An 18,518-nucleotide genomic window follows, 5' to 3' on the forward strand; every position below is an offset into this window, starting at 1 on the left:
CGGGACGGACTGTTGTTAGATCGAGCTGCGCTCGGTCGTGCTGGAGCGGGCCGGCGTCATCGGATGAAGTAGATCGTGACGAACAGCCCGATCCACACGATGTCGACGAAATGCCAGTAGTAGGAGACGACGATGGCCGCGGTTGCCTGCGCCGGCGTGAACTTCGACAGCTTGGTCCGTATGAGCAGATACACGAACGCGATCAGACCGCCGATCACGTGGAGGCCGTGGAACCCGGTCGTCATGTAGAAGACCGAGCCGTACGCATCCGACGCGAGGGTCGTGCCGTGGCCGACCAGCACGGTGTACTCGTACGCCTGCCCGATCACGAAGATCGTTCCCATGATGAGGGTGATGACGTACCAGCGGCGGAGGCCGAAGACGTCACCGCGCTCAGCGGCGAAGACACCCATCTGGCACGTCACCGACGACAGGATGAGAATCGTCGTCACCGGGATGGCGAGGGCGAGATTCAGCTCGGTCGGTGGCGGCGGCCAGCCGACCGCGGAGTTGGCACGGGCGACGAAATACATCGCGAAGAGGCCAGCGAAGAACATGAGCTCACTGGACAGCCACACGATCGTGCCGACGCTGACCATGTTGGGCCGGTTCAGCGAGTGCACGCGCGAGGTGATGGCTGTTCCTGAGGTACCTACAGCGCTTGTCACAAGTGAAGTATGACGGTTCGTAGTAAGCCGTGGCCACCCGGGTCGGAAATTGCCTCCGACTATTTCTCTCGTCGCAGGTCCGGGCGCGAATCGGGTGATCCTCGGCGTGTCCGGGAAGGGCGTGGCGGACGCCCGGCTCGCTACCGTGTGTTCATGTCCAGTTCGGCGCCGCCCGGCCCCCGTGATCTCAACGGCCGAGTCGTCGAGCAGGGTCGCCTGGCGCGGCTCCGCTCACGGCTGCGCCCGCGTGCCGGTGTCGGCCCGCTGACGCTGCACGAGCAGGTGCAGGTGGTGGCGCGGTCCGACGACGACGCCATCGCGAGTTCGGTGGCGCTCGACGCGTCGTCGTGGCGAGCCGCGGACGAGGTGATTCTCCGGCACGTCGTCGAGGTGCCCCCCGCCCGGCGGGCCGATGCGGCCGCGGTGGCGGCGCTCGACGGCTACGAGTCCGTCGACGACGAACGCTGGGGGCCGAGGCCGGCGCCACGCGACGACCGGCTCGTGGTCCTGGTCCTGGCGCGGGTCCAGATGCTCGACGCGATGCATCTGTCGCAGGAACGGTCCCGGATGGCGAGCCTCGGTTCGCGGCACGGCGGATTCGCACGCGAGTGGGCCGTCCTCCAGCGTCCGCCGCTCTGAACACGAATATGCTGACTCCCCGTGAGCACCGCACAGTCTGACTTCAGCTGGCCGCAGATCCTCGGCAAGGTCACCGATCGCCTCGACCTCGACGCCGACGAGGCGGCGTGGGCGATGAACGAGATCATGACCGACAGTGCGACCGGAGCCCAGATCGCCGCGTTCGGCGTCGGCGTGAAGATGAAAGGTGCCGCACCGGCGGAGCTCCTCGGGTTGTCCCGCGCGATGCTCGACCACGCGACGCTCGTGGACGTCGGTCGCCCGGCCGTCGACGTCGTGGGGACCGGCGGCGACCGGTCGCACACGGTGAACATCTCCACGATGACGTCGATCGTGATCGCTGCGTCGGGCGTCGCGGTGGTCAAGCACGGCAACCGTGCGGCGTCGTCGAAGAGCGGCGGTGCCGACGTGCTGGAGGCGCTCGGCGTCGACATCTCCCTCGACGCCGCCGCGGTCGCGCAGTGCGTGTCGGAACTCGGGATCGGCTTCTGCTTCGCGCCGGTGTTCCATCCGGCGTTCCGCTTCACCGGTCCGCCGCGCAAGGAGATCGGCATCCCGACGGTCTTCAACGTGCTGGGGCCGCTGACCAACCCGGCGACACCCAGCCGGGGGCTGATCGGCTGCGCCTTCGCCGACCTCGCGCCGGTTCTGGCGCGGGCCTTCGCCGAGCGCGGCGGCTCCGCGCTGGTGGTCCGCGGCGACGACGGTCTCGACGAACTGACGACCACCACCACGTCGACGGTCTGGCAGGTCGTCGCCGGGCAGGTGAACGAACTCACCGTCGACCCGACGGATCTGGGGATCGCGCGCGTGGAACTCTCCGCCCTGCAGGGGGGAGACGCGACGGTCAACGCCGCGATCGCCCGTGAGTTGCTGGCCGGGACCACGGGCCCGGTCCGGGACGCGGTGCTGCTGAACTCGGCCGGGGCCATCGTCGCGTTCGAGCAGGAGGCGCCGATGAGCTCGGCGGAACTGACCGATGCCCTCGGCGCCGCGAAGGAGCGGGCGGCCGATGCGATCGACAACGGTGCCGCCGCCGACCTGCTGCAGCGGTGGGCCGAGCTCAGCGGCCGGCTCGCCGCGCCCGCCTGACGGTCACGCTGTCCCGAAATCCTTGTGGGGCTCAGTGTTCGGCGGGTCAGTTCTCGCCGATGGAGAAACCGCCCTCGACGTCGGAGCTGGAGTAGCTGCGGAACGCGATGTGTGTCGCGCTCTTGAGAACCCCGGGTAGGCGGTTGATCTGGCCGGTGACGACCGTCGCGATCTGTTCGTGGTCACGGACCCGGATCTTCGCGATCAGATCGACGTCGCCCGCACAGGAGTACACCTCTTCGACCCCGGGGATGTCGGCGACGGCCTGGGCGGTCTCCGGGATCCGGTGGATGTCGGCCTGGATGAGGACGATGGCGGTGATCATGCCGCCAGCCTAGTGGTGCGTGGCCCTCAGCTCGCCTGCCGTGTGCGAGAGTCGGCGACGGGTCTGGCCGCACGTGCGTCGTGCGCCGACTGCGACCAGCCGAGCCGGCGTTCGGCGCAGCCGGCGGGCAGGGCGACCGGCTCACTCGTCGACACGATGCGCGCGCCCGGTTCGGTCATCCAGCGGTACACGAGGCCGACCTCCTCGGCCGGCGCGCCCCGCAGCGGACCGGGGCCCGGTAACACGGTCTCCGCGGCCGCGACGAGCGCGTCGACGACGGGCATGGGCGAGACGCCGCGTCGGGCGCGCCCGGCGGCGGCGAGCCGTCCGTGCCGGATGACCGCGAACTGCCAACCGCGTTCACCGTCGGGCCGGGCGACCACGATCTCGGCGATCGCGCACAGCGCGGCCAGTCGCTGGCAGCGGGCGAGGGCGTCGATCGTGAGCGCGAGACGGTCCCGATGCCGCGCCGCGGTCTCGAACATGTGCGCCTTGGCGAGGTCGGTGAGGCGCGCGGTGAGGCCGTCGAGGAGCTCGTCGGCCTCACCTCGCATGAGCCGGCGGGCCGCGGTGACCCGGGGAGAGTAGTCCGGCACCGTCTGCGGCTGCGCCGTGGCCGCCCGGCAGGACCCCGGCCGCCGCCTCCCATCGGCCTCGGGACACCAGTGGTAGCCCGTCGCGCCGAGCCGTGTCGTGCACGTGCGCAGACCGGCGGCCGCCGAGATCACGTCGGCGACGGTCGCCGCGTTGTTGCGGTTGCCCACCGGGCCGATCGACTCGTCGGTGGGTGTTCGGCTGACCTTGAGCCGGGGGAAGCGTTCCTCGGTCAGGGTCACCCACCAACCCTTGTGCGGCTGGGTCGATCGTCGGTTGTACGCCGGTGCGTGCGCGCCGAGGAGCCGGCGTTCGCGGACGGCGGCCTCCAGGGCGTGGGAACACTCCACGACGTCGACCCGTTGGGCGAGGAGCACCATCTCCGCGATGCGGCGGCGCGGGTCGTTGCCACTGAAGTACGACCGGACCCGGCGGCGGAGGTCCACCGCGGTGCCCACGTAGAGGACCTCGTTCGACGGGCCGCGGAACAGGTACACCCCGGGACGGGCCGGGACATGGTCGGCGAGTGCGCGTTTGGCGCGCAGGCGCGGGTCGGTCTTCGGGAGATACGACGTCAGCTCGCCGACGGTCGCGATGCCCTGATTGCCGACGCGCTCGAGGAGCCGGTGGAAGACCTCCACCGTGGCGCGCGCATCGTCGAGCGCCCGGTGGGTGGGCCGCACGGAGACGTCGAACAGGTCGGCGAGCGCGCTGAGCTTGACCGTCGGCGCCTCGTCACGGCTGAGGATGCGCCGGGCCATGGTCACCGTGCACAGGCTGAGGCTGAACGTCCACGGCAGGTGGAGCCGGATCGCGTTCTGCCGAAGGAAACCCATGTCGAAACGAGCGTTGTGGGCCACCAGGATCGAGCCGCGGGCGAACTCGAAGAACGACGGCAGCACCGACTCGATCCGGGGGGCGTCGGTCAGCATCGCGGTGGTGATGCCGGTGAGGGTCACGATCTGCGGGGGGATCGGCCGGCCGGGGTCGACCAGCGTGGCGAACTCGCCGACCACCTCGCCGCCGCGGATCTTGACCGCGCCGATCTCGGTGATCCGGTCGCGGACCGGGTCGGACCCGGTGGTCTCGAGGTCGACGACGACGAGGGTCGTCTCGAAGAGCGACCGGTCGCTGAATTCGTTCGTCGTCTCACCCGTGGCCCCCTGGTCGGCGGCCTCCAGGTCGGCGAAGGTGAGCTGCCCCGCGGGCGAGCCGTCCACGCTGGTCTGCGTCACCCGGCGAACACTAGTTCGATCCACCGACATCGCGACCGCGACGCTCCGACATCGTGTCGTGTGACCCGTGTGACTGCTGTGTCGATCGCTGTTCGACGGACTTGTCGGTGGGCGCCCCTAGTCTCCACCTGGACGTGAGAAATGCGGTCTTCTCACGGTCACAACGACCCGTAACGGGGCCGACGCGGCCCACCCTCGCCAGATGAGATGGAGATCACATTATGTACGTCGATTGTGCGCGCTGCCCGGCTCGTCCCGTCGCTTGCGACGGGTGCATGATGACAGTGCTGTTTGGTGGTCCGAGCTGGGACGATATGTCCCACGAAGGTGGAGGTTCGGTAACGGCGGCCACCTCGGACGCGGATGCCGAACTGGACCTCGCCATCGACGTTCTGCAGGCTGCTGCAATGGTGACCAGCGGCGCTGCACGATCTGCAAGATCAGCCAAAACCGCAGTTCAGGCGCCGGATCGACGCGCTTCTGTGACCGTCCTCAGGGCAGGCTGAGAAGCGGCCGAGGTTTGGCTGTCTGTCGCTTAGTGGACAGAGCGCATCCGATTTCGTAACCTTTCTGAGACCTTTGCGGAGCGTCCCGCTTCAACAGAAGTGGTCCGCAGTAGTCACCGCTCAATCGCCCTCGCGGGCGAACCGGGGAACCACAACCTTCGGACGGGCTCGTCGGAGCGCATCACCACTGATGCGACTCGGTCGAAACCGATCCGAATCGGGGTGAATCGCGTTGCCATGCATGAGTGTCCAGTGGATACCTCATGCGCGAAAACGTGTAGGGCCACTCTTCCGGCCCGAACCCGACAGCTAACTCGGTCGGCGGTAGAGGAAGATCTGAAGGAGAACTCGCTTCGTGGCCAAACATCGTTTGGAACAGCCCAATCGTGGCAGCACGGTCGCCAAGAAGGCGGTGATCGCTGGATCGATCACACTCGGTTCGCTCGCCGCAGCCGCCGGCCCTGCTCTCGCCGCCCCGGTCCACACCCCGCTGGGCACTTTCGAGATCCCGGCCCTGCCCGGCGCGAAGGCCCCGGAGGCCAAGCCCGCGCCTGAGGCCACGCCGGTGAAGAAGTCGCCCGCCGCCACGGTCGAGATCCCCAACCTGGGGCAGTTCACCGTGCCGGGTATCGCGCCGGAGCAGATCCCGCAGCAGTTCCGCCCGCAGGGTGGCGGCGCGCCCCTGGGCCAGCCGCAGCTGACCGCCGGTCAGAAGGCGGTAAAGGCCGCCGAGAGCAAGATCGGTGCGCCGTACTCCTACGGCTCCGCCGGCCCCAACGCATTCGACTGCTCGGGCCTCATCTACTGGTCCTACAAGCAGGCCGGCAAGAACATCCCGCGCGACAGCTACGGCCAGCTCGGCGGCGGACGCGCGGTGTCGTACTCCGAGGCCAAGCCCGGCGACGTCATGATCTTCAACGGTGGCGGCCACGCCGGCATCTACGTCGGCAACGGTCAGTTCGTCCACTCGTCCAACTACGGCACGCCGGTCAAGCGCGACGCCGTCAAGGAGTGGACCCTGACGGGCATCCGTCGGTACTGACGACAACTGAACACGAACAGACTGAGCACGAAGGTCTCTGGACGGGCGGATCGCGTGGATTGCGATCCGCCCGAACCAGTCCCGGGGGCCGGTCGGCCGCCTAGGGTGGTCGACGGGACGCGGGGTACGGGTGCAGGGGCCCGGGATGCTCAGGGATCGACGAGCACACACGAGGGAGTGAGTAGACCGTGCTGATCGGGGAGGGGCGTGGTCGCGCGATGCGGCCGAGGATGCGTTCGGGTCCGCTGATGGTGGCGCTCTGTGTCCTGTCGGCGTTCGCCGTTCTGGCACCGACCGTCGCCGGCGGCGTCGGGGACGCCCGTGCGGTGCCCGCGCGCTCGGCCGATCAGCTGCTCGACCGCTACAAGCAACTGGGCATCGACGCGGAGAAGACCACCGAGGCGATGCACAACGCCAAGATCGAGTACGACAAGCAGCGCGGCATCGTGGCGGCGGCCAAGAAAGCCGCGGCCGAGGCGCAGCAGACGCTGGACACCAGCCGCGCCCAGCTCGCCGTGCACCAGAACCGAGTCGACGCGATCGTCCGCGCCAGCTATCAGGGCGCGCGGGTCAGCGGACTGTACGCCGTGATGGTCAGCGACTCCCCGCAGGCGCTCCTGGACCAGATGTCGGGTCTCGACATGATCTCGCGTCAGGCGTCGGTGGACCTGACCGCGATCAAGAAGGTACGGGCCAGGACCGCTGTCGCGAAGAAGGATGCCGAGCGCACGGCGGTGGCCGCCTCCGAGGCGGTCTCCCGCGCCGAACGGGTCCGTGGTGACCTCCAGACGAAGCAAGCCGACCTGCAGCTCCAGGCGATCCAGATCCGGTCGATCTACAAGTCGATGACCGGCAAGCAGTTGGCGGCTCTGCGCGGTCCGACCTTCGACTTCGATCCGCGACTGGTGCCCAAGGGCACCGCCGCCGGACTGATCGCCACCCACGCCGCCCTCACCCGGATCGGTGACCCCTACGTGTGGGGCGCCACCGGACCGAATTCGTTCGACTGCTCGGGACTCATGGTGTGGGCGTTCCGGCAGGCCGGCAAGACCATCCCGCGATCGAGCCAGGCGCAGATGGCCGGCGGTCAGCCGGTCGAGAAGAACGACCTCAAGCCCGGTGACCTGGTCATCTACTATCCCGATGCCCATCACGTCGGTATGTACGTCGGTGACGGCTATGTCATCCACGCCTCGACCTTCGGTGTGCCGGTCAAGGTCGAGCCGCTCGACGAGGCCGGACCGTACAACTCTGCCCGCCGGTTCTAGTCCCACCGGTGACCTCACCGCGCGGGCGCGCCGGCCTCGTCTCGGCCGTGGTCGTTCTGGTCATCGCAGTTGCCACCGCGTGCGGCACGGGCGACGTGCCCGACGGGCCCGGCTCGTCCGCCGCGCCCGTGTCGTCGAGCGCCGCGGTCAACGTCTACGAGCGTGATCGAGCGGCGGGCGTGACGCGGTTGCTCGACGCGCTCACCGAAGCGGTGCGTTCCGGGGATGTGCGGGCGATCGGCACCCTCGTCGACACCGCTGCCACCCCGGCGTTCAAGGACAGATTCGTCACGGCCGCCGCGGGTTTCGCGCCCAGCCGGTTCACGCCGCGGAACGGTGGCAGCGGCACCCTGCGGCTCGCACGGTTCGGTTATCAGCTTGCGCCCACCGAAGAGGCGGAGGTGCTCGTACCCGGTGAGTTGCAGGTGCTCCTCGATGCCGGGGGGAGTTCGGACTCGTGGGTCGCTCCGGTGGAGTTGCGCTATGCGCTCGGCGGCGAGGGGGTCCCGGGAGTCGACGAGGCCGAGGTGGTCGTCGGCACCCAGTTCGTGGTCGCCCGCTACGGCGAGGCCTGGCGCCTCGTCGGAGACGCCACGGCCCTGGGAGGAGAATCCGCACCCACTCAGATGTGGGAGCTGCCCGGACTCCAGGTGGCCAACACCGCGACCGCAGGCGGCACGTCGGTGGTCGCCTCGTATCCCCGAACGTCTTCGACGGTGGCGACGCTGCAGCGGGAGCTGCCCGGGGCGGTGGATGCCGTCAGTGACTTCTGGGGCGACGATTGGGATCGCCGCGCCGTCGTGGTCGCCACGGCGACCGACGACGAGTTCGCCGCCCTCGTACCCGAGGGCCGAGCGGCGACCGGGACCGCGGCGGCCGCGACCGTGTTCAGCAGCCTCGACCTGGTCCAGCGCACCGCGACCGGACAGCGCATCATCCTGACCCCGGCGGCCCGGGAACTCGCCGCACCGACGCTCGCGGTGGTTCTCCGGCACGAGTTGACCCATGTCGCGGCCCGCGTTCACACCGCGCTCGACGCGCCGCTCTGGATCACCGAGGGCGTGGCCGAATACGTCGGGCGCAAAGGGACTCACACGAGGATCGCGGATGCCGCACCCGACCTGATCGCGTCCGTGCGTGCCGGTCGAGTTCCGACCGGGCCACCCGCCGACACCGACTTCGCGATGGACGGTCAGACTTCACAGGTGGCTTATCAGAGTGCGTGGTCGCTGGCCGCCTACGTCGCCGATCGATTCGACGAGGCGCGGCTGAAGAAGATGTACATGGGGGTCGCGGCGTCGGCCCTGCCCGCGGCGCAGGACACGGCGATCGCCTCGAGTCTCGGGCTGACGCGTGCCGAACTGGTCGCGGGGTGGCAGCGGTGGCTCGAAGTGCAGGCCCGTTGATGTCTCGAACGTTGTTGCTCACCAACGACTTTCCGCCCCGTCCGGGCGGGATCCAGTCCTACCTGCAGAATCTGGTGGACCTGCTGCCGCCGGAGGACGTGGTCGTCTACGCGCCGCGCTGGCGTGGTGACTCGCACGAGAAGTTCGACGCGGCCGCCCCGTATCGGGTGTACCGGCACCCGACGACGCTCATGCTCCCCACCCCGTTCGTGGCGCGGCGTGCCGCGGAGATCGTGCGCCGCGAACAGATCTCGACGGTGTGGTTCGGCGCGGCCGCGCCGCTGGCCGTGCTGGCGCCGGCGATGCGTCGCGCGGGCGCCCAGCGGATCATCGCCAGCACGCACGGTCACGAGGTCGGGTGGTCGATGCTGCCGGGCGCGCGGCAGGTGCTCGGGCACATCGGCCGCCACACCGATGTGATCACCTTCGTCAGCCGATACACCCGCGGCCGGTTCGCGTCGGCCTTCGGCGCCCGCGCGGCCCTGGAACACCTGCCCCCCGGCGTCGACACCGAGCGGTTCGCCCCGGATTCGGTGCTGCGACAGCGGTTTCGCGAACATCTCGACCTAGGGGAGCGTCCGACGATCCTCTGCCTGTCGCGGCTGGTGCCCCGTAAGGGCCAGGATGTGTTGATCCGCGCCCTGCCGCTGATCCGACGCACCATCCCCGACGCGACGCTGGTCATCGTGGGCGGTGGTCCCTACGGGAAGACCCTGCGCGACCTCGCGGCCGACACGGGCGTGGCCGACCATGTGATCTTCACCGGCTCGGTGCCCGCCGACGACCTCGCGGCGTACCACAACATCGCGGACGTCTTCGCGATGCCGTCCCGGACGAGGGGACGCGGGCTGGACGTCGAAGGCCTGGGGATCGTCTACCTGGAGGCATCGGCGTCGGGCGTGCCCGTGGTCGCCGGGTTGTCCGGTGGGGCGCCGGAGACCATCGAGGAAGGGGTCACCGGCACGGCCGTCGACGGCACCGATGTCGACGCGGTCGCCCTGGCGATCCTGGCGATCCTCGGTGATCGCGCGGCCGCGGCCGAGATGGGCCGGGCCGGACGGCGTTACGTCGTCGAGAACTGGCAGTGGAGCCAGATGGCGGCCCGCCTGCGCCAGTTGCTCTGAGGAGCAACCGGCGCCGGCGGGGAGCTCACCGCTGGTAGATCGCCTCGATGTCGCCGGCGAACTTCTCCACGACGACGTTGCGCTTGACCTTGAGGGTCGGCGTCATCTCGCCGGTTTCCTCGGTGAAGTCGGTCGGCAGGATGCGGAACTTCTTGATGGCCTCTGAATGTGACACCGTCTTGTTGGCGAGGTCGACGGCCGACTGGACCTCGGCGCGCAGGTCGGCGTCGTCGGCGAGGTCCGCGACCGTCGCGGTTGCCGGCTTGCCGGTGCGCTCTTTCCACGCCGGAAACGCCTCCGGATCGATCGTGATCAGGGCGGCCACAAACGGTTTCGCGTCGCCGACGACGGTGGCCTGCGAGATCAGGGCGTTGGCGCGGATGACGTCCTCGAGTCCGGCGGGGGAGACGTTCTTGCCGCCCGCGGTCACGATCAGTTCCTTCTTGCGGCCGGTGATGGTGATGAAGCCGTCGGCGTCGACGGTGCCGAGGTCGCCGGTATGGAACCAGCCGTCGACGACCGCGGATGCGGTCGCCTCGGGGTTCTGCCAGTACTCGGTGAAGACGACACCGCCGTGCAGCAGCACCTCTCCGTCATCGCCGATCCGAACAGCATTGCCCGACAACGGCTTCCCGACACTGCCGATCTTCGACGCCGACGGGGTGTTCACGCTGAAGGCCGCCGTGGTCTCGGTCAGGCCGTACCCCTCGTAGACGGGCACACCGACGCCGGAGAAGAAGTGACCCAGGCGGGCGCCGAGCGGCGCGCCACCGGAGATCGCCATCTGGCACTCGCCACCGAGGGCGGCCCGGAGCTTCTTGTAGACGAGCGCGTCGAAGACGCCGTGCTTGACCTTCAGCGCGAGACCGACCTGCCCCTTCTCCGTCGCCTGCGAGTAGGCGATCGCGGTCTCGGACGCGGCGTCGAAGATCTTTCCCTTGCCGCCGTCGTGGGCCTTCTGCCGGGCGGTGTTGTACACCTTCTCGAACACGCGCGGCACGGACAGGATGAGCGACGGTTTGAAGACGGCGAACTCGTCCACCAGGTTCGGGATGTCGCTGGTGTGTCCCACCTCGATGCCTGCCTCGATGGCGACGAGCGTGATGGCCCGGGCGAGCACGTGGGCGAGGGGAAGGAACATCAGCAGACGCTTCTCGTCGCGGGCGATGACCTGATCGAGGAGGTCGCCGGCGAGGACCGCCCGCACCTCCGACAGCATGTTGGCGTGGGTGAGTTCGCAGCCCTTGGGCCGTCCGGTGGTCCCCGAGGTGTAGATCAGCGTCGCCGGGTCGGCGGCCCTGACGGTGGCCCGGCGGGCCGCGACCTCGTCGTCGTGGACGTCGGCACCGGCGGCGACGAGCTCGCCGACGGCACCCGGCCCGTCGGTGCGGTCGATCTGGAAGACGGTCACCGGCGTGGTCAGGGAGTCGATGGACTCGAACTCGGCGCGATGTCCGTCGTCCTCCAGGACGATCGCGACCGCACCGGAATCCTGCATGATCCATTCGATCTGGCCGGCGGAGGACGAATCGTAGATGGGCACGGTGATCGCGCCCGCGGACCAGATCGCGAAGTCGAAGAGATTCCACTCGAGGCGGGTGCGCGACAGCAGCGCCACCCGGTCCCCGGGGTTGACGCCGGAGGCGATCAGGCCCTTGGTGATGGCGGAGATGCGGGAGGCGGCCTCGGCGGCGGTGACCGGCTCCCACCGGTCGCCCTGCTTGTGGCGGAACACGATGTGCTGCGGTGATCGCTGCGCCAGGCCGAAGATGATGTTCGTGCAGTTCTCGTCGTCGCCGATCGAGAACTTCGCGGGCACGCTGTACTCGCCCATCGTGGTTACCCTTCAGTAGACATCAGTCACCGAATCGTATCCCCGACACGGAATCGGACTCATCGCGACGTCGGTTTCGGGTGCACTACCCTGCGCCGACACGAGTATGTGAAGCTAGTGGGCGTGACGAGCATCCAGGTGGCCGACGAGGTCTTCGTCGCCGCGGCGCCGCCGTTGGCGACCGCCGTGATCGGCGACCCCGCCAACTGGCGCCGGTGGTGGCCGGACCTGCGTCTGGCGGTCACCGAGGACCGGGGCGAGCAGGGCGTGCGCTGGCAGGTCGCGGGTCCGGTGTCGGGGACGATGGAGATCTGGAACGAGGCGGTCCTCGACGGCTTCGTGCTCCACTACTTCCTCCACGCCGAACCCACCGGTCCGCTGCCCGACGACCCCCGCACCCGCGCCGACGTGCTGGCCGAGGAGAACAAGCTGCGCCGCGTGACGGGCAAAGAGGTCTCCTTCGAGGTCAAACGACTGCTGGAGAAGGGCCGCGTCGTCGGTGGTCCCGCCGCCGGTCTTGAGTCGGCCGGGATGCGGTGATGGCCGACCACACCGAACGCGACATCGTCATCGGCGCCGACGCCGACGCCATCCTCGCCGTCATCGCCGACTTCGAGCACTACCCGGAGTGGGTGACCGCCGCCCGCGAGGTCGAGGTGCTGCGCACGGATGAAGCCGGCCGCGCCCTCGAGGTCCGGTTCGTGCTCGACGCCGGTGTCCTCCAGGACACGTATGTGCTTGCCTACGAATGGGATCGGAACGCCCCCGCGGTGTCGTGGCGCCTGGTGTCGAGCGATCTGCAGAAGGATCAGCGCGGACGATACGTGCTGACCCAACAGGTCCCGGGATCGACGAAGGTGACCTACGAACTCATGGTCGACCTGCAGGTGCCCATGATCGGCCAGCTGAAGCGGCGAGCCGAGAAGGCGATCACCGATGCCGCGCTGAACGACCTCAAGAAGAGGGTCGAAGGCTGATCGATCTCACACCCATCCACATCGTGCTCGGGCCGGGGGGTTCCGGTGTCTCCGCGGTCGCGGCCGCCGGTGCGACCCAGCGTCCCGGCACCTCCCGGTCGGCCCGGGCCGTGCCCCGGTCGGGCCTGTCGGCAGCCGAATCCGACACGCTCCTCATCACCGTCGACCGCTGGTCGCCGGTTCCCGACTGGGCACGGGTGTACCGCCGGCCCGGCGAGCCCGTCGCGGTGTCCAAATACCTGCACCTGTTGACCCTGGACCGACTGGACCTCACCGAACGCACATGGTCGGCGTTCGTCGAGGTGCTCGAGCACACCGTGAGCCGCAGCAAGACGGTCCTGCCCGGCGTCGGCACCCTGGCCGGGATCGACGCCGCCGAGCTCACCTCGTTGCCCGGGATCGACGACTTCCTGCTCCTGCGCCGTATCCGGGACGAGGCGATCAGCGGCCGGTGGCAGCGGATCGTCGTCGACTGTTCCGGGTGTGGTGACCCACTCCAGTTCCTCCGTGGCGGAGCAGTTCTCAGCCAGGCCCTCAACCGGTTCTGGCCGCGTCACCGACGCCTCGCGATCGCTTCCGAGCGTCCGATGGTCGCGCAATTGACGGCCGCGGTCGACGCCATCGACCGGGACTGCCTCGACATCGCCGAACTGTTCGCCGATCCGCATGCGGTGGCGGTGCACCTCGTTCTCGCCGCCGACGACCGGAGCCGACGACTCACCGGCCACCATCTCGCCGCCGCCGACCTCATGGGCCTGCCGCTGGCCTCGGTCCAGGTCAACGCGGGCGTCGGCGCCGAACCGGCGGCCGAGGTCGCGGACATGGTGCGGGCCGAACTCGCCGGTTCCGACGGTTCGCGTTCCGTCGTCGTCGAGGTGGTCGAGAAATCGTCCGGTGCGATCGATCGCATGGCGCGGCTCCGCAAGCTCTCGGTCTCGTTGCCGGCACCGCACGGCGTCCCCCGGGGTTCGGCCGCGGCCGAGGTCGAGGCGGTCCAGGGGCGCGTGAGCGGCAAGCCGGCCGGTCCGGTGTACCGGTTGTCGTGGCCGCAGCGCCTACCGGATCCGGATTCGCTGGCTCTCGGGCGCAGCGGAGACGACCTCCTGGTGACGATTGCGGGGTTCCGCCATCCGGTGCGGCTGCCGTCGATGCTACGACGTTGCACGGTCGTCGACGCCGACTGGGACGGCACGACCCTGGGCATCGGCTTCGTCCCCGATCCGGCGGTGTGGCCCCGGCCGCAGAACTGAGCCGGTTCCTCGGCCCCGGTACGTCGACGCCGCCCAGTTCCCGACGGCCAGGTGGGACGGCGACGGTGGAATGATTCCGCCCGGGCGGGGTACGTTCGCCAGACCGCACCGTTCGAGACGGCAGGGTACGGTGCCGATGACCCCGACGACAGACACGCGGGTGGGTGTTCGCGCGGGGCCGGGAGAAGGGGAGAGTGGGCGATGGGCACGGACGACGAGACGTTCCGGCAGGCCGGTGACGGGTCCGCGGACGGACGTCGCGACGGACCCGCCGATCCGGTGCGCGACCTGCTGCTCGGACTGGCCGCCCAGATCGACCACCTGGCCGCGCTCTTCGCGCCGGCTCCGCAGTCGGCCACCGCCGGTGGTGCGGACGCAACGGGGACGCGCCCCGGTTTCGCCGCTTTCGCCGACGGTGGTCCGCTCGGGCATGCGCTCTCCGGGGCGTCGGGGGAGATCACCTCGTTGCTCGCCGAGATCGGCGATCTGGTCGCCCGGCTGATCGCGGCGGTCATCGCCGTACTCGAGGCCATCGCCGAGGCGCTGCGTTCGTCGCCGACCTCATCGGCGTCACCACGCCAGTACGAACCGATCGCGGTGCGATTCAACGGACCGGCCGCCGGGCGCGAGGCCGGCACACCGCGACGCGGTGATGCCTCACGGCGGGCCACGCCGCCCCCCGAACCCGGCCCCGGGCAGGAGAACTGATGGGCGACCTGACGATCGGCATCGACATCGGCGGCACCAGCGTGCGCGCCTCGGTGGTCGACGACCGGGGGACGATGCTCGACACCCTCCGCGCGCAGACCCCGCCGACCGCGGCCGCGCTCGAGCACTGCCTGGACCGGTTGGTCGGCGAACTGACCTCGCGCTGGGACGCGAAGGCGGTCGGGCTCGCGATCGCCGGCTTCCTGACCACCGACCGCAGCATCGTCCGGTTCGCGCCGCATCTGCCCTGGCGCGAGGCGCCGGTCGCCGAGGAGATGACCCGCCGCGTCGGGATCCCGGTCTTCGCCGAACACGACGCCAACGCCGCCGCGGTGGCCGAATGGCGGTTCGGCGCGGCGGCCCGTGGGCACAACACCGTCGTCCTGGCGATCGGGACCGGGATCGGCGCCGGGTTCGTGATCGACGGGGAGATCTACCGCGGAAGTTACGGCGTCGCACCGGAACTCGGACATCTGACGATCGTCCCCGACGGGCGCGCCTGTGCCTGTGGCAAACGCGGCTGCTGGGAGCGGTACTGCAGCGGCACCGCACTCGTGGACACCGTGGTCGAGTTGCTCGCCGACGGCGACTGGGGGCGCAGCCAACTCGCCGCCGATGTCGCCGCGGACCCCGGGTCGCTGACCGGCCGTCGGGTCGCCCGCGCGGCCGCCGACGGGGACGCCGTCGCGCTGGCCGCGTTCGCGCGGTTCGCGACGTCGCTCGGCCAGGGGCTCGCGATGATCGCCGACATCTTCGACCCCGACCTCATCGTCCTGGCCGGCGGCGTCGGCGCGGCGTCGGGGCTGTTCCTCGACGAGGCCCGGGAGCACTACGCCCGCCAGGTCACCGGTGCCGGACACCGTCAGCTCGCGCGTATCCGCGGTACCCAGCTCGGCGAGACCGCCGGCGTCGTGGGCGCGGCCGAGGTTGCGCGACAGGCGATCCGGACGGCCGCACGCCCTCTGGCCGACCCGCACCCCGAGACACGGCCGGTCTCCGGGCTCTGAGTGCTCCCGGCGAGACCCCGAGCGGTCCCGGCCGGACGGTAGAGTGCGACGCGGGTAAGGTCTTGGCGTCGGGACACTCCTCGGTTCCGCGGTCTCCGCGGCGCGGTTGTCCGGCGGTGGTCATCGGGTCGGTGTGCGCGGCGAGGAGATTCTCATGTGGTACTGGGCGTTCAAGTACATCTTTCTCGGTCCGATCCTGCGGGTCCTCGGCCGGCCGACGATCGAAGGACACGAGAACATCCCGACCGACGGCCCGGCGATCCTGGCGAGCAATCACCTCGCGGTGATGGACAGCTTCTTCCTGCCGCTGATGGTGGATCGCCGCATCTACTTCCTCGCCAAGAACGAGTACTTCACCGGTACGGGGCTCAAAGGTGGCTTCCAGCGCTGGTTCTTCACCGCGGTCGGTCAGATCCCCATCGACCGGTCGGGAGCCGAGGCCGCCGAGGGTGCGCTCACCGCGGCACGCCGCCAGCTCGACAAGGGCAAGCTGATGGGGATGTACCCCGAGGGCACCCGATCGCCCGACGGACGCCTCTACAAGGGAAAGACCGGTCTCGCCCGGCTGGCCATGGACACCGGGGTGCCGGTCATCCCCGTCGCGATGATCGACACCCACAAGTTCAACCCGCCGGGCAGCATCCTGCCGCGACCCACCCGGGTGTCGGTGCGTATCGGCAAGCCCCTGAACTTCTCGCGTTACGAGGGCATGGAGGGCAACCGCTACATCGAACGCGCGGTCACCGACGAGATCATGTACGAGCTGATGCAGCTCTCGGGTCAGCAGTACGTCGACGTCTACGCTGCGAGTCTCAAGAACCAGGCCCCGCCGGTCGAGCCCCCGGCGGCCGACGCCGCCGCTTGAGGAAGTCTCTGACCGCCCTCTGCTCCCTGAGGTGCGAGGAGCGCTAGCGACGAGCCACGAAGGGTTGGCGACGCATCTCACCAGGACCCTTCGTGACGCGCCCTCCGCAAGCTCCGGGCGCTCCTCAGGGAGCGGTGGTTGGTTGCGCCCTCCGCAAGCTCCGGGCGCTCCTCAGGGAGCGGTGGTTGGTTGCGCCCTCCGCAAGCTCCGGGCGCTCCTCAGGGAGCGGTGGTTGGTTGCGCCCTCCGCAAGCTCCGGGCGCTCCCAGGGAGCGGTGGTTGGTTGCGCCCTCCGGGCACTCCTCGGGGAGCACCCGCCGCAGTCGGTCAGCCGGCGTCGCCGACCCGGGTGCCGTCCAGGACGGCGCACAGCTCCGGAATCCAGTCGCGATCTGCCGGGACGATCTCGGCTGCGTCGAGGTGTCGTAGCTCGTCGGCGGAGAACCAGCGCACGGCGAGGTGCTCGAGCGCGGTCGGAGTCCCCGAACGCAACCGCGCAACGTAGGCGTGCAGGGTCAGGCCACCGGGCAGCGCGACCGGGGAGCCGACGCCCTCGCCGGCTTCGACCTCGGCTCCGAGCTCCTCGCGGATCTCCCGAACCAGCGCCGCCGCATGGGTTTCCCCCGACTCGACACGACCGCCGGGCAGTTCCCACAGACCGGCGAGTTCGGCGGGACGGGACCGCTGCGCCAGCAGCAGCCGGCCGTCGGCGACGATCGCCGCGGCGACGATCGCCGCGGCGACGACGTCGCGCGGTCGGGTGTCGCGGGGTTCGTCGCGCGCGGCGCGCGTCGCGATCATCCAGGCGAAGGTGACGAAGGTTGCCGCCGGCCACGCGGCCCCGAAGATCGCCTCGAGTGCCGCCGGGGGATGGGGACCGTACTCGATCGTGACCCGGAGCAACCACGGAATCCCGAGGCCCGCGACCACGATCCACATCGCGAGGACCGCCCGCGCGCCCCGGCGCCGCGAACCGGTGCCGTGCACGAGCCAGATTCCCAGCGGGATGATCCACACCCAGTGATGGACCCACGAGATCGGCGACACCAGGAGTCCGAAGAGCTGGACCACCAGCAGGATGCCGAGCGCGTCGGACACCGCGCGGCCGGCGAACACCGCCACCACGACCGCGACCAGGACGCCGACCATCCAGATCCAGCCCGACCCCACGTCGAAGCCCACGAAGCGGGACAGGGTGCCGCGCAGGCTCTGATTGATCACCGCCTCGACGGGGCCGATGCGCTCGGCGTCGCCGAGTAGGGTCCCGTAGTAGGTGCGGGTGACGTCGGGGAAGAGCAGCAGGCAACCGAGGACGGTGAAGACGAAGGCGACCGCGGCGGCCAGGGCGCCCAGGGGTTTGCGGGCGGCGAGATACCAGAGCCCGGAGATCGCCGGGGTGAGCTTGACCCCGGCCATCAGACCGATGAGTGCGCCGCCGGCGAGCACCCCGCGGTCGCTGCGCGCCCAGGTGACCGCCAGCAGGGTGCCCAGCATCAGGAAGACGTTGATCTGGCCGTAGTCCAGGGTGACCCGGACCGGTTCGCACCAGATCGCGGGGGCGGTCCAGAGTGCGGCCACGGCGTAGACGTCGGTCGTCGACCCGCACAGGCGTAAGGCGAGGACGACGCAGGTGTACAGGGCTCCGAACGTCGCGAGCTGCCAGCCGATGGCCACCAGGTCCCATGGCACGAGAGACAACGGGTACAGCACGACGGCCGCGAACGGCGGATACGTGAAGGGCAGGGCGAAGTCGGTCTCACCGGCGTAGGTGAAGAGATAGAGCGACCCGTCGGCGAGACCCGCCGAACCGTCGCGGTAAACGTGCAGGTCCACGAAGTTCCTGCCGTTCACGGTCAGCGTGTCCCAGACGAGCCGCGCGATGATCGACGCCGCCAGGAGAGCGGTCGCCAGCACGGACCTGGAGCGCACGAAATACCAGGGTAGACAGCCGGAGGGCGGTATGGCGAAACGGTGCGCGG

The 18,518-nt window shown here is 69.8% G+C and carries 17 protein-coding genes and 1 riboswitch; of the genes, 12 read left to right on the top strand and 5 right to left on the bottom strand.

All coding sequences use genetic code 11. From position 1 onward, the window contains the following. Window positions 1–56: 56 nt before the first annotated feature. Window positions 57–668, bottom strand: coding sequence for a heme-copper oxidase subunit III (locus JW364_RS02925; RefSeq protein WP_065630046.1), 612 nt, complete (start codon window positions 666–668; stop codon window positions 57–59). Window positions 669–821: 153 nt separating this feature from the next. On the opposite strand from JW364_RS02925, the gene JW364_RS02930 reads away from it, so the two are divergent. Beyond that, window positions 822–1,307: a hypothetical protein gene (locus tag JW364_RS02930; RefSeq protein ID WP_137808473.1), complete on the top strand. Its 486-nt coding sequence runs from the start codon at window positions 822–824 to the stop codon at window positions 1,305–1,307. 21 nt (window positions 1,308–1,328) lie between these two features. After that, window positions 1,329–2,399, top strand: coding sequence for an anthranilate phosphoribosyltransferase (gene trpD, locus JW364_RS02935; RefSeq protein WP_065630045.1), 1,071 nt, complete (start codon window positions 1,329–1,331; stop codon window positions 2,397–2,399). Window positions 2,400–2,445: 46 nt separating this feature from the next. On the opposite strand, the gene JW364_RS02940 is transcribed toward trpD, so the two are convergent. Beyond that, window positions 2,446–2,724 (bottom strand): Lrp/AsnC family transcriptional regulator, encoded by a 279-nt coding sequence (locus tag JW364_RS02940; protein WP_058253073.1) that lies wholly within the window; start codon window positions 2,722–2,724, stop codon window positions 2,446–2,448. A 26-nt stretch (window positions 2,725–2,750) separates the two neighbouring features. Continuing rightward, a complete protein-coding gene (locus JW364_RS02945; protein ID WP_240198555.1) occupies window positions 2,751–4,583 on the bottom strand; it encodes a DEDD exonuclease domain-containing protein in 1,833 nt (610 codons plus the stop codon). Window positions 4,584–5,166: 583 nt separating this feature from the next. Next, a riboswitch (cyclic di-AMP (ydaO/yuaA leader) is annotated at window positions 5,167–5,398 on the top strand. A 16-nt stretch (window positions 5,399–5,414) separates the two neighbouring features. Here JW364_RS02945 and JW364_RS02950 point away from each other — a divergent pair. From JW364_RS02950 to JW364_RS02965, 4 genes are all read left to right on the top strand, one after another. Then, window positions 5,415–6,101 (top strand): C40 family peptidase, encoded by a 687-nt coding sequence (locus tag JW364_RS02950; RefSeq protein WP_058253071.1) that lies wholly within the window; start codon window positions 5,415–5,417, stop codon window positions 6,099–6,101. A gap of 230 nt (window positions 6,102–6,331) precedes the next feature. Then, complete coding sequence (locus JW364_RS02955; protein WP_058253141.1) at window positions 6,332–7,369, top strand: NlpC/P60 family protein; 1,038 nt, start codon at window positions 6,332–6,334, stop codon at window positions 7,367–7,369. Between the two features lie 8 nt (window positions 7,370–7,377). Next, window positions 7,378–8,775: a hypothetical protein gene (locus JW364_RS02960; RefSeq protein WP_205333016.1), complete on the top strand. Its 1,398-nt coding sequence runs from the start codon at window positions 7,378–7,380 to the stop codon at window positions 8,773–8,775. Beyond that, complete coding sequence (locus tag JW364_RS02965; RefSeq protein ID WP_065630042.1) at window positions 8,775–9,899, top strand: glycosyltransferase family 4 protein; 1,125 nt, start codon at window positions 8,775–8,777, stop codon at window positions 9,897–9,899. Before JW364_RS02960 ends, JW364_RS02965 begins: the two co-directional genes overlap by 1 nt. A 25-nt stretch (window positions 9,900–9,924) precedes the next feature. Here JW364_RS02965 and JW364_RS02970 read toward each other — a convergent pair whose 3' ends face one another. Continuing rightward, window positions 9,925–11,733, bottom strand: coding sequence for a long-chain fatty acid--CoA ligase (locus tag JW364_RS02970; protein ID WP_065630041.1), 1,809 nt, complete (start codon window positions 11,731–11,733; stop codon window positions 9,925–9,927). 108 nt (window positions 11,734–11,841) lie between these two features. Between JW364_RS02970 and JW364_RS02975 the strand changes: the two genes are divergently transcribed. From JW364_RS02975 to JW364_RS03000, 6 genes are all read left to right on the top strand, one after another. Then, window positions 11,842–12,273 (top strand): hypothetical protein, encoded by a 432-nt coding sequence (locus JW364_RS02975; protein ID WP_065630040.1) that lies wholly within the window; start codon window positions 11,842–11,844, stop codon window positions 12,271–12,273. Then, a complete protein-coding gene (locus JW364_RS02980; RefSeq protein ID WP_058253066.1) occupies window positions 12,273–12,710 on the top strand; it encodes an SRPBCC family protein in 438 nt (145 codons plus the stop codon). Before JW364_RS02975 ends, JW364_RS02980 begins: the two co-directional genes overlap by 1 nt. A gap of 20 nt (window positions 12,711–12,730) precedes the next feature. Continuing rightward, a complete protein-coding gene (locus tag JW364_RS02985) occupies window positions 12,731–13,960 on the top strand; it encodes an ArsA-related P-loop ATPase (protein WP_068972098.1) in 1,230 nt (409 codons plus the stop codon). 201 nt (window positions 13,961–14,161) lie between these two features. Further along, on the top strand, window positions 14,162–14,668 hold the full coding sequence (locus JW364_RS02990; protein ID WP_068972086.1) for a hypothetical protein: 507 nt from the start codon (window positions 14,162–14,164) through the stop codon (window positions 14,666–14,668). Next, on the top strand, window positions 14,668–15,675 hold the full coding sequence (locus tag JW364_RS02995) for an ROK family protein (protein WP_058253064.1): 1,008 nt from the start codon (window positions 14,668–14,670) through the stop codon (window positions 15,673–15,675). Before JW364_RS02990 ends, JW364_RS02995 begins: the two co-directional genes overlap by 1 nt. Before the next feature lie 154 nt (window positions 15,676–15,829). After that, a complete protein-coding gene (locus tag JW364_RS03000) occupies window positions 15,830–16,540 on the top strand; it encodes a 1-acyl-sn-glycerol-3-phosphate acyltransferase (RefSeq protein WP_068972097.1) in 711 nt (236 codons plus the stop codon). 326 nt (window positions 16,541–16,866) lie between these two features. Here the strand turns inward: JW364_RS03000 and JW364_RS03005 are convergent, their stop codons facing one another. Then, on the bottom strand, window positions 16,867–18,453 hold the full coding sequence (locus JW364_RS03005; RefSeq protein WP_068970556.1) for a mannosyltransferase: 1,587 nt from the start codon (window positions 18,451–18,453) through the stop codon (window positions 16,867–16,869). Window positions 18,454–18,518: the final 65 nt, after the last annotated feature.

The sequence above is a fragment of the Gordonia sp. BP-119 genome, from assembly GCF_016924115.1.
Classification (GTDB): domain Bacteria; phylum Actinomycetota; class Actinomycetes; order Mycobacteriales; family Mycobacteriaceae; genus Gordonia; species Gordonia hongkongensis.

Bases quoted from the DNA above. Each gene is read 5' to 3' on its own strand.
- JW364_RS02955 (WP_058253141.1), top strand. From the start codon at position 6,332: ATGCGTTCGGGTCCGCTGATGGTGGCGCTCTGTGTCCTGTCGGCGTTC.
- JW364_RS02995 (WP_058253064.1), top strand. From the start codon at position 14,668: ATGGGCGACCTGACGATCGGCATCGACATCGGCGGCACCAGCGTGCGC.
- JW364_RS02930 (WP_137808473.1), top strand. From the start codon at position 822: ATGTCCAGTTCGGCGCCGCCCGGCCCCCGTGATCTCAACGGCCGAGTC.
- JW364_RS03000 (WP_068972097.1), top strand. From the start codon at position 15,830: ATGTGGTACTGGGCGTTCAAGTACATCTTTCTCGGTCCGATCCTGCGG.
- JW364_RS02990 (WP_068972086.1), top strand. From the start codon at position 14,162: ATGGGCACGGACGACGAGACGTTCCGGCAGGCCGGTGACGGGTCCGCG.
- JW364_RS02980 (WP_058253066.1), top strand. From the start codon at position 12,273: ATGGCCGACCACACCGAACGCGACATCGTCATCGGCGCCGACGCCGAC.
- JW364_RS02970 (WP_065630041.1), bottom strand. From the start codon at position 11,733: ATGGGCGAGTACAGCGTGCCCGCGAAGTTCTCGATCGGCGACGACGAG.
- JW364_RS02940 (WP_058253073.1), bottom strand. From the start codon at position 2,724: ATGATCACCGCCATCGTCCTCATCCAGGCCGACATCCACCGGATCCCG.
- JW364_RS02965 (WP_065630042.1), top strand. From the start codon at position 8,775: ATGTCTCGAACGTTGTTGCTCACCAACGACTTTCCGCCCCGTCCGGGC.
- JW364_RS02945 (WP_240198555.1), bottom strand. From the start codon at position 4,583: ATGTCGGTGGATCGAACTAGTGTTCGCCGGGTGACGCAGACCAGCGTG.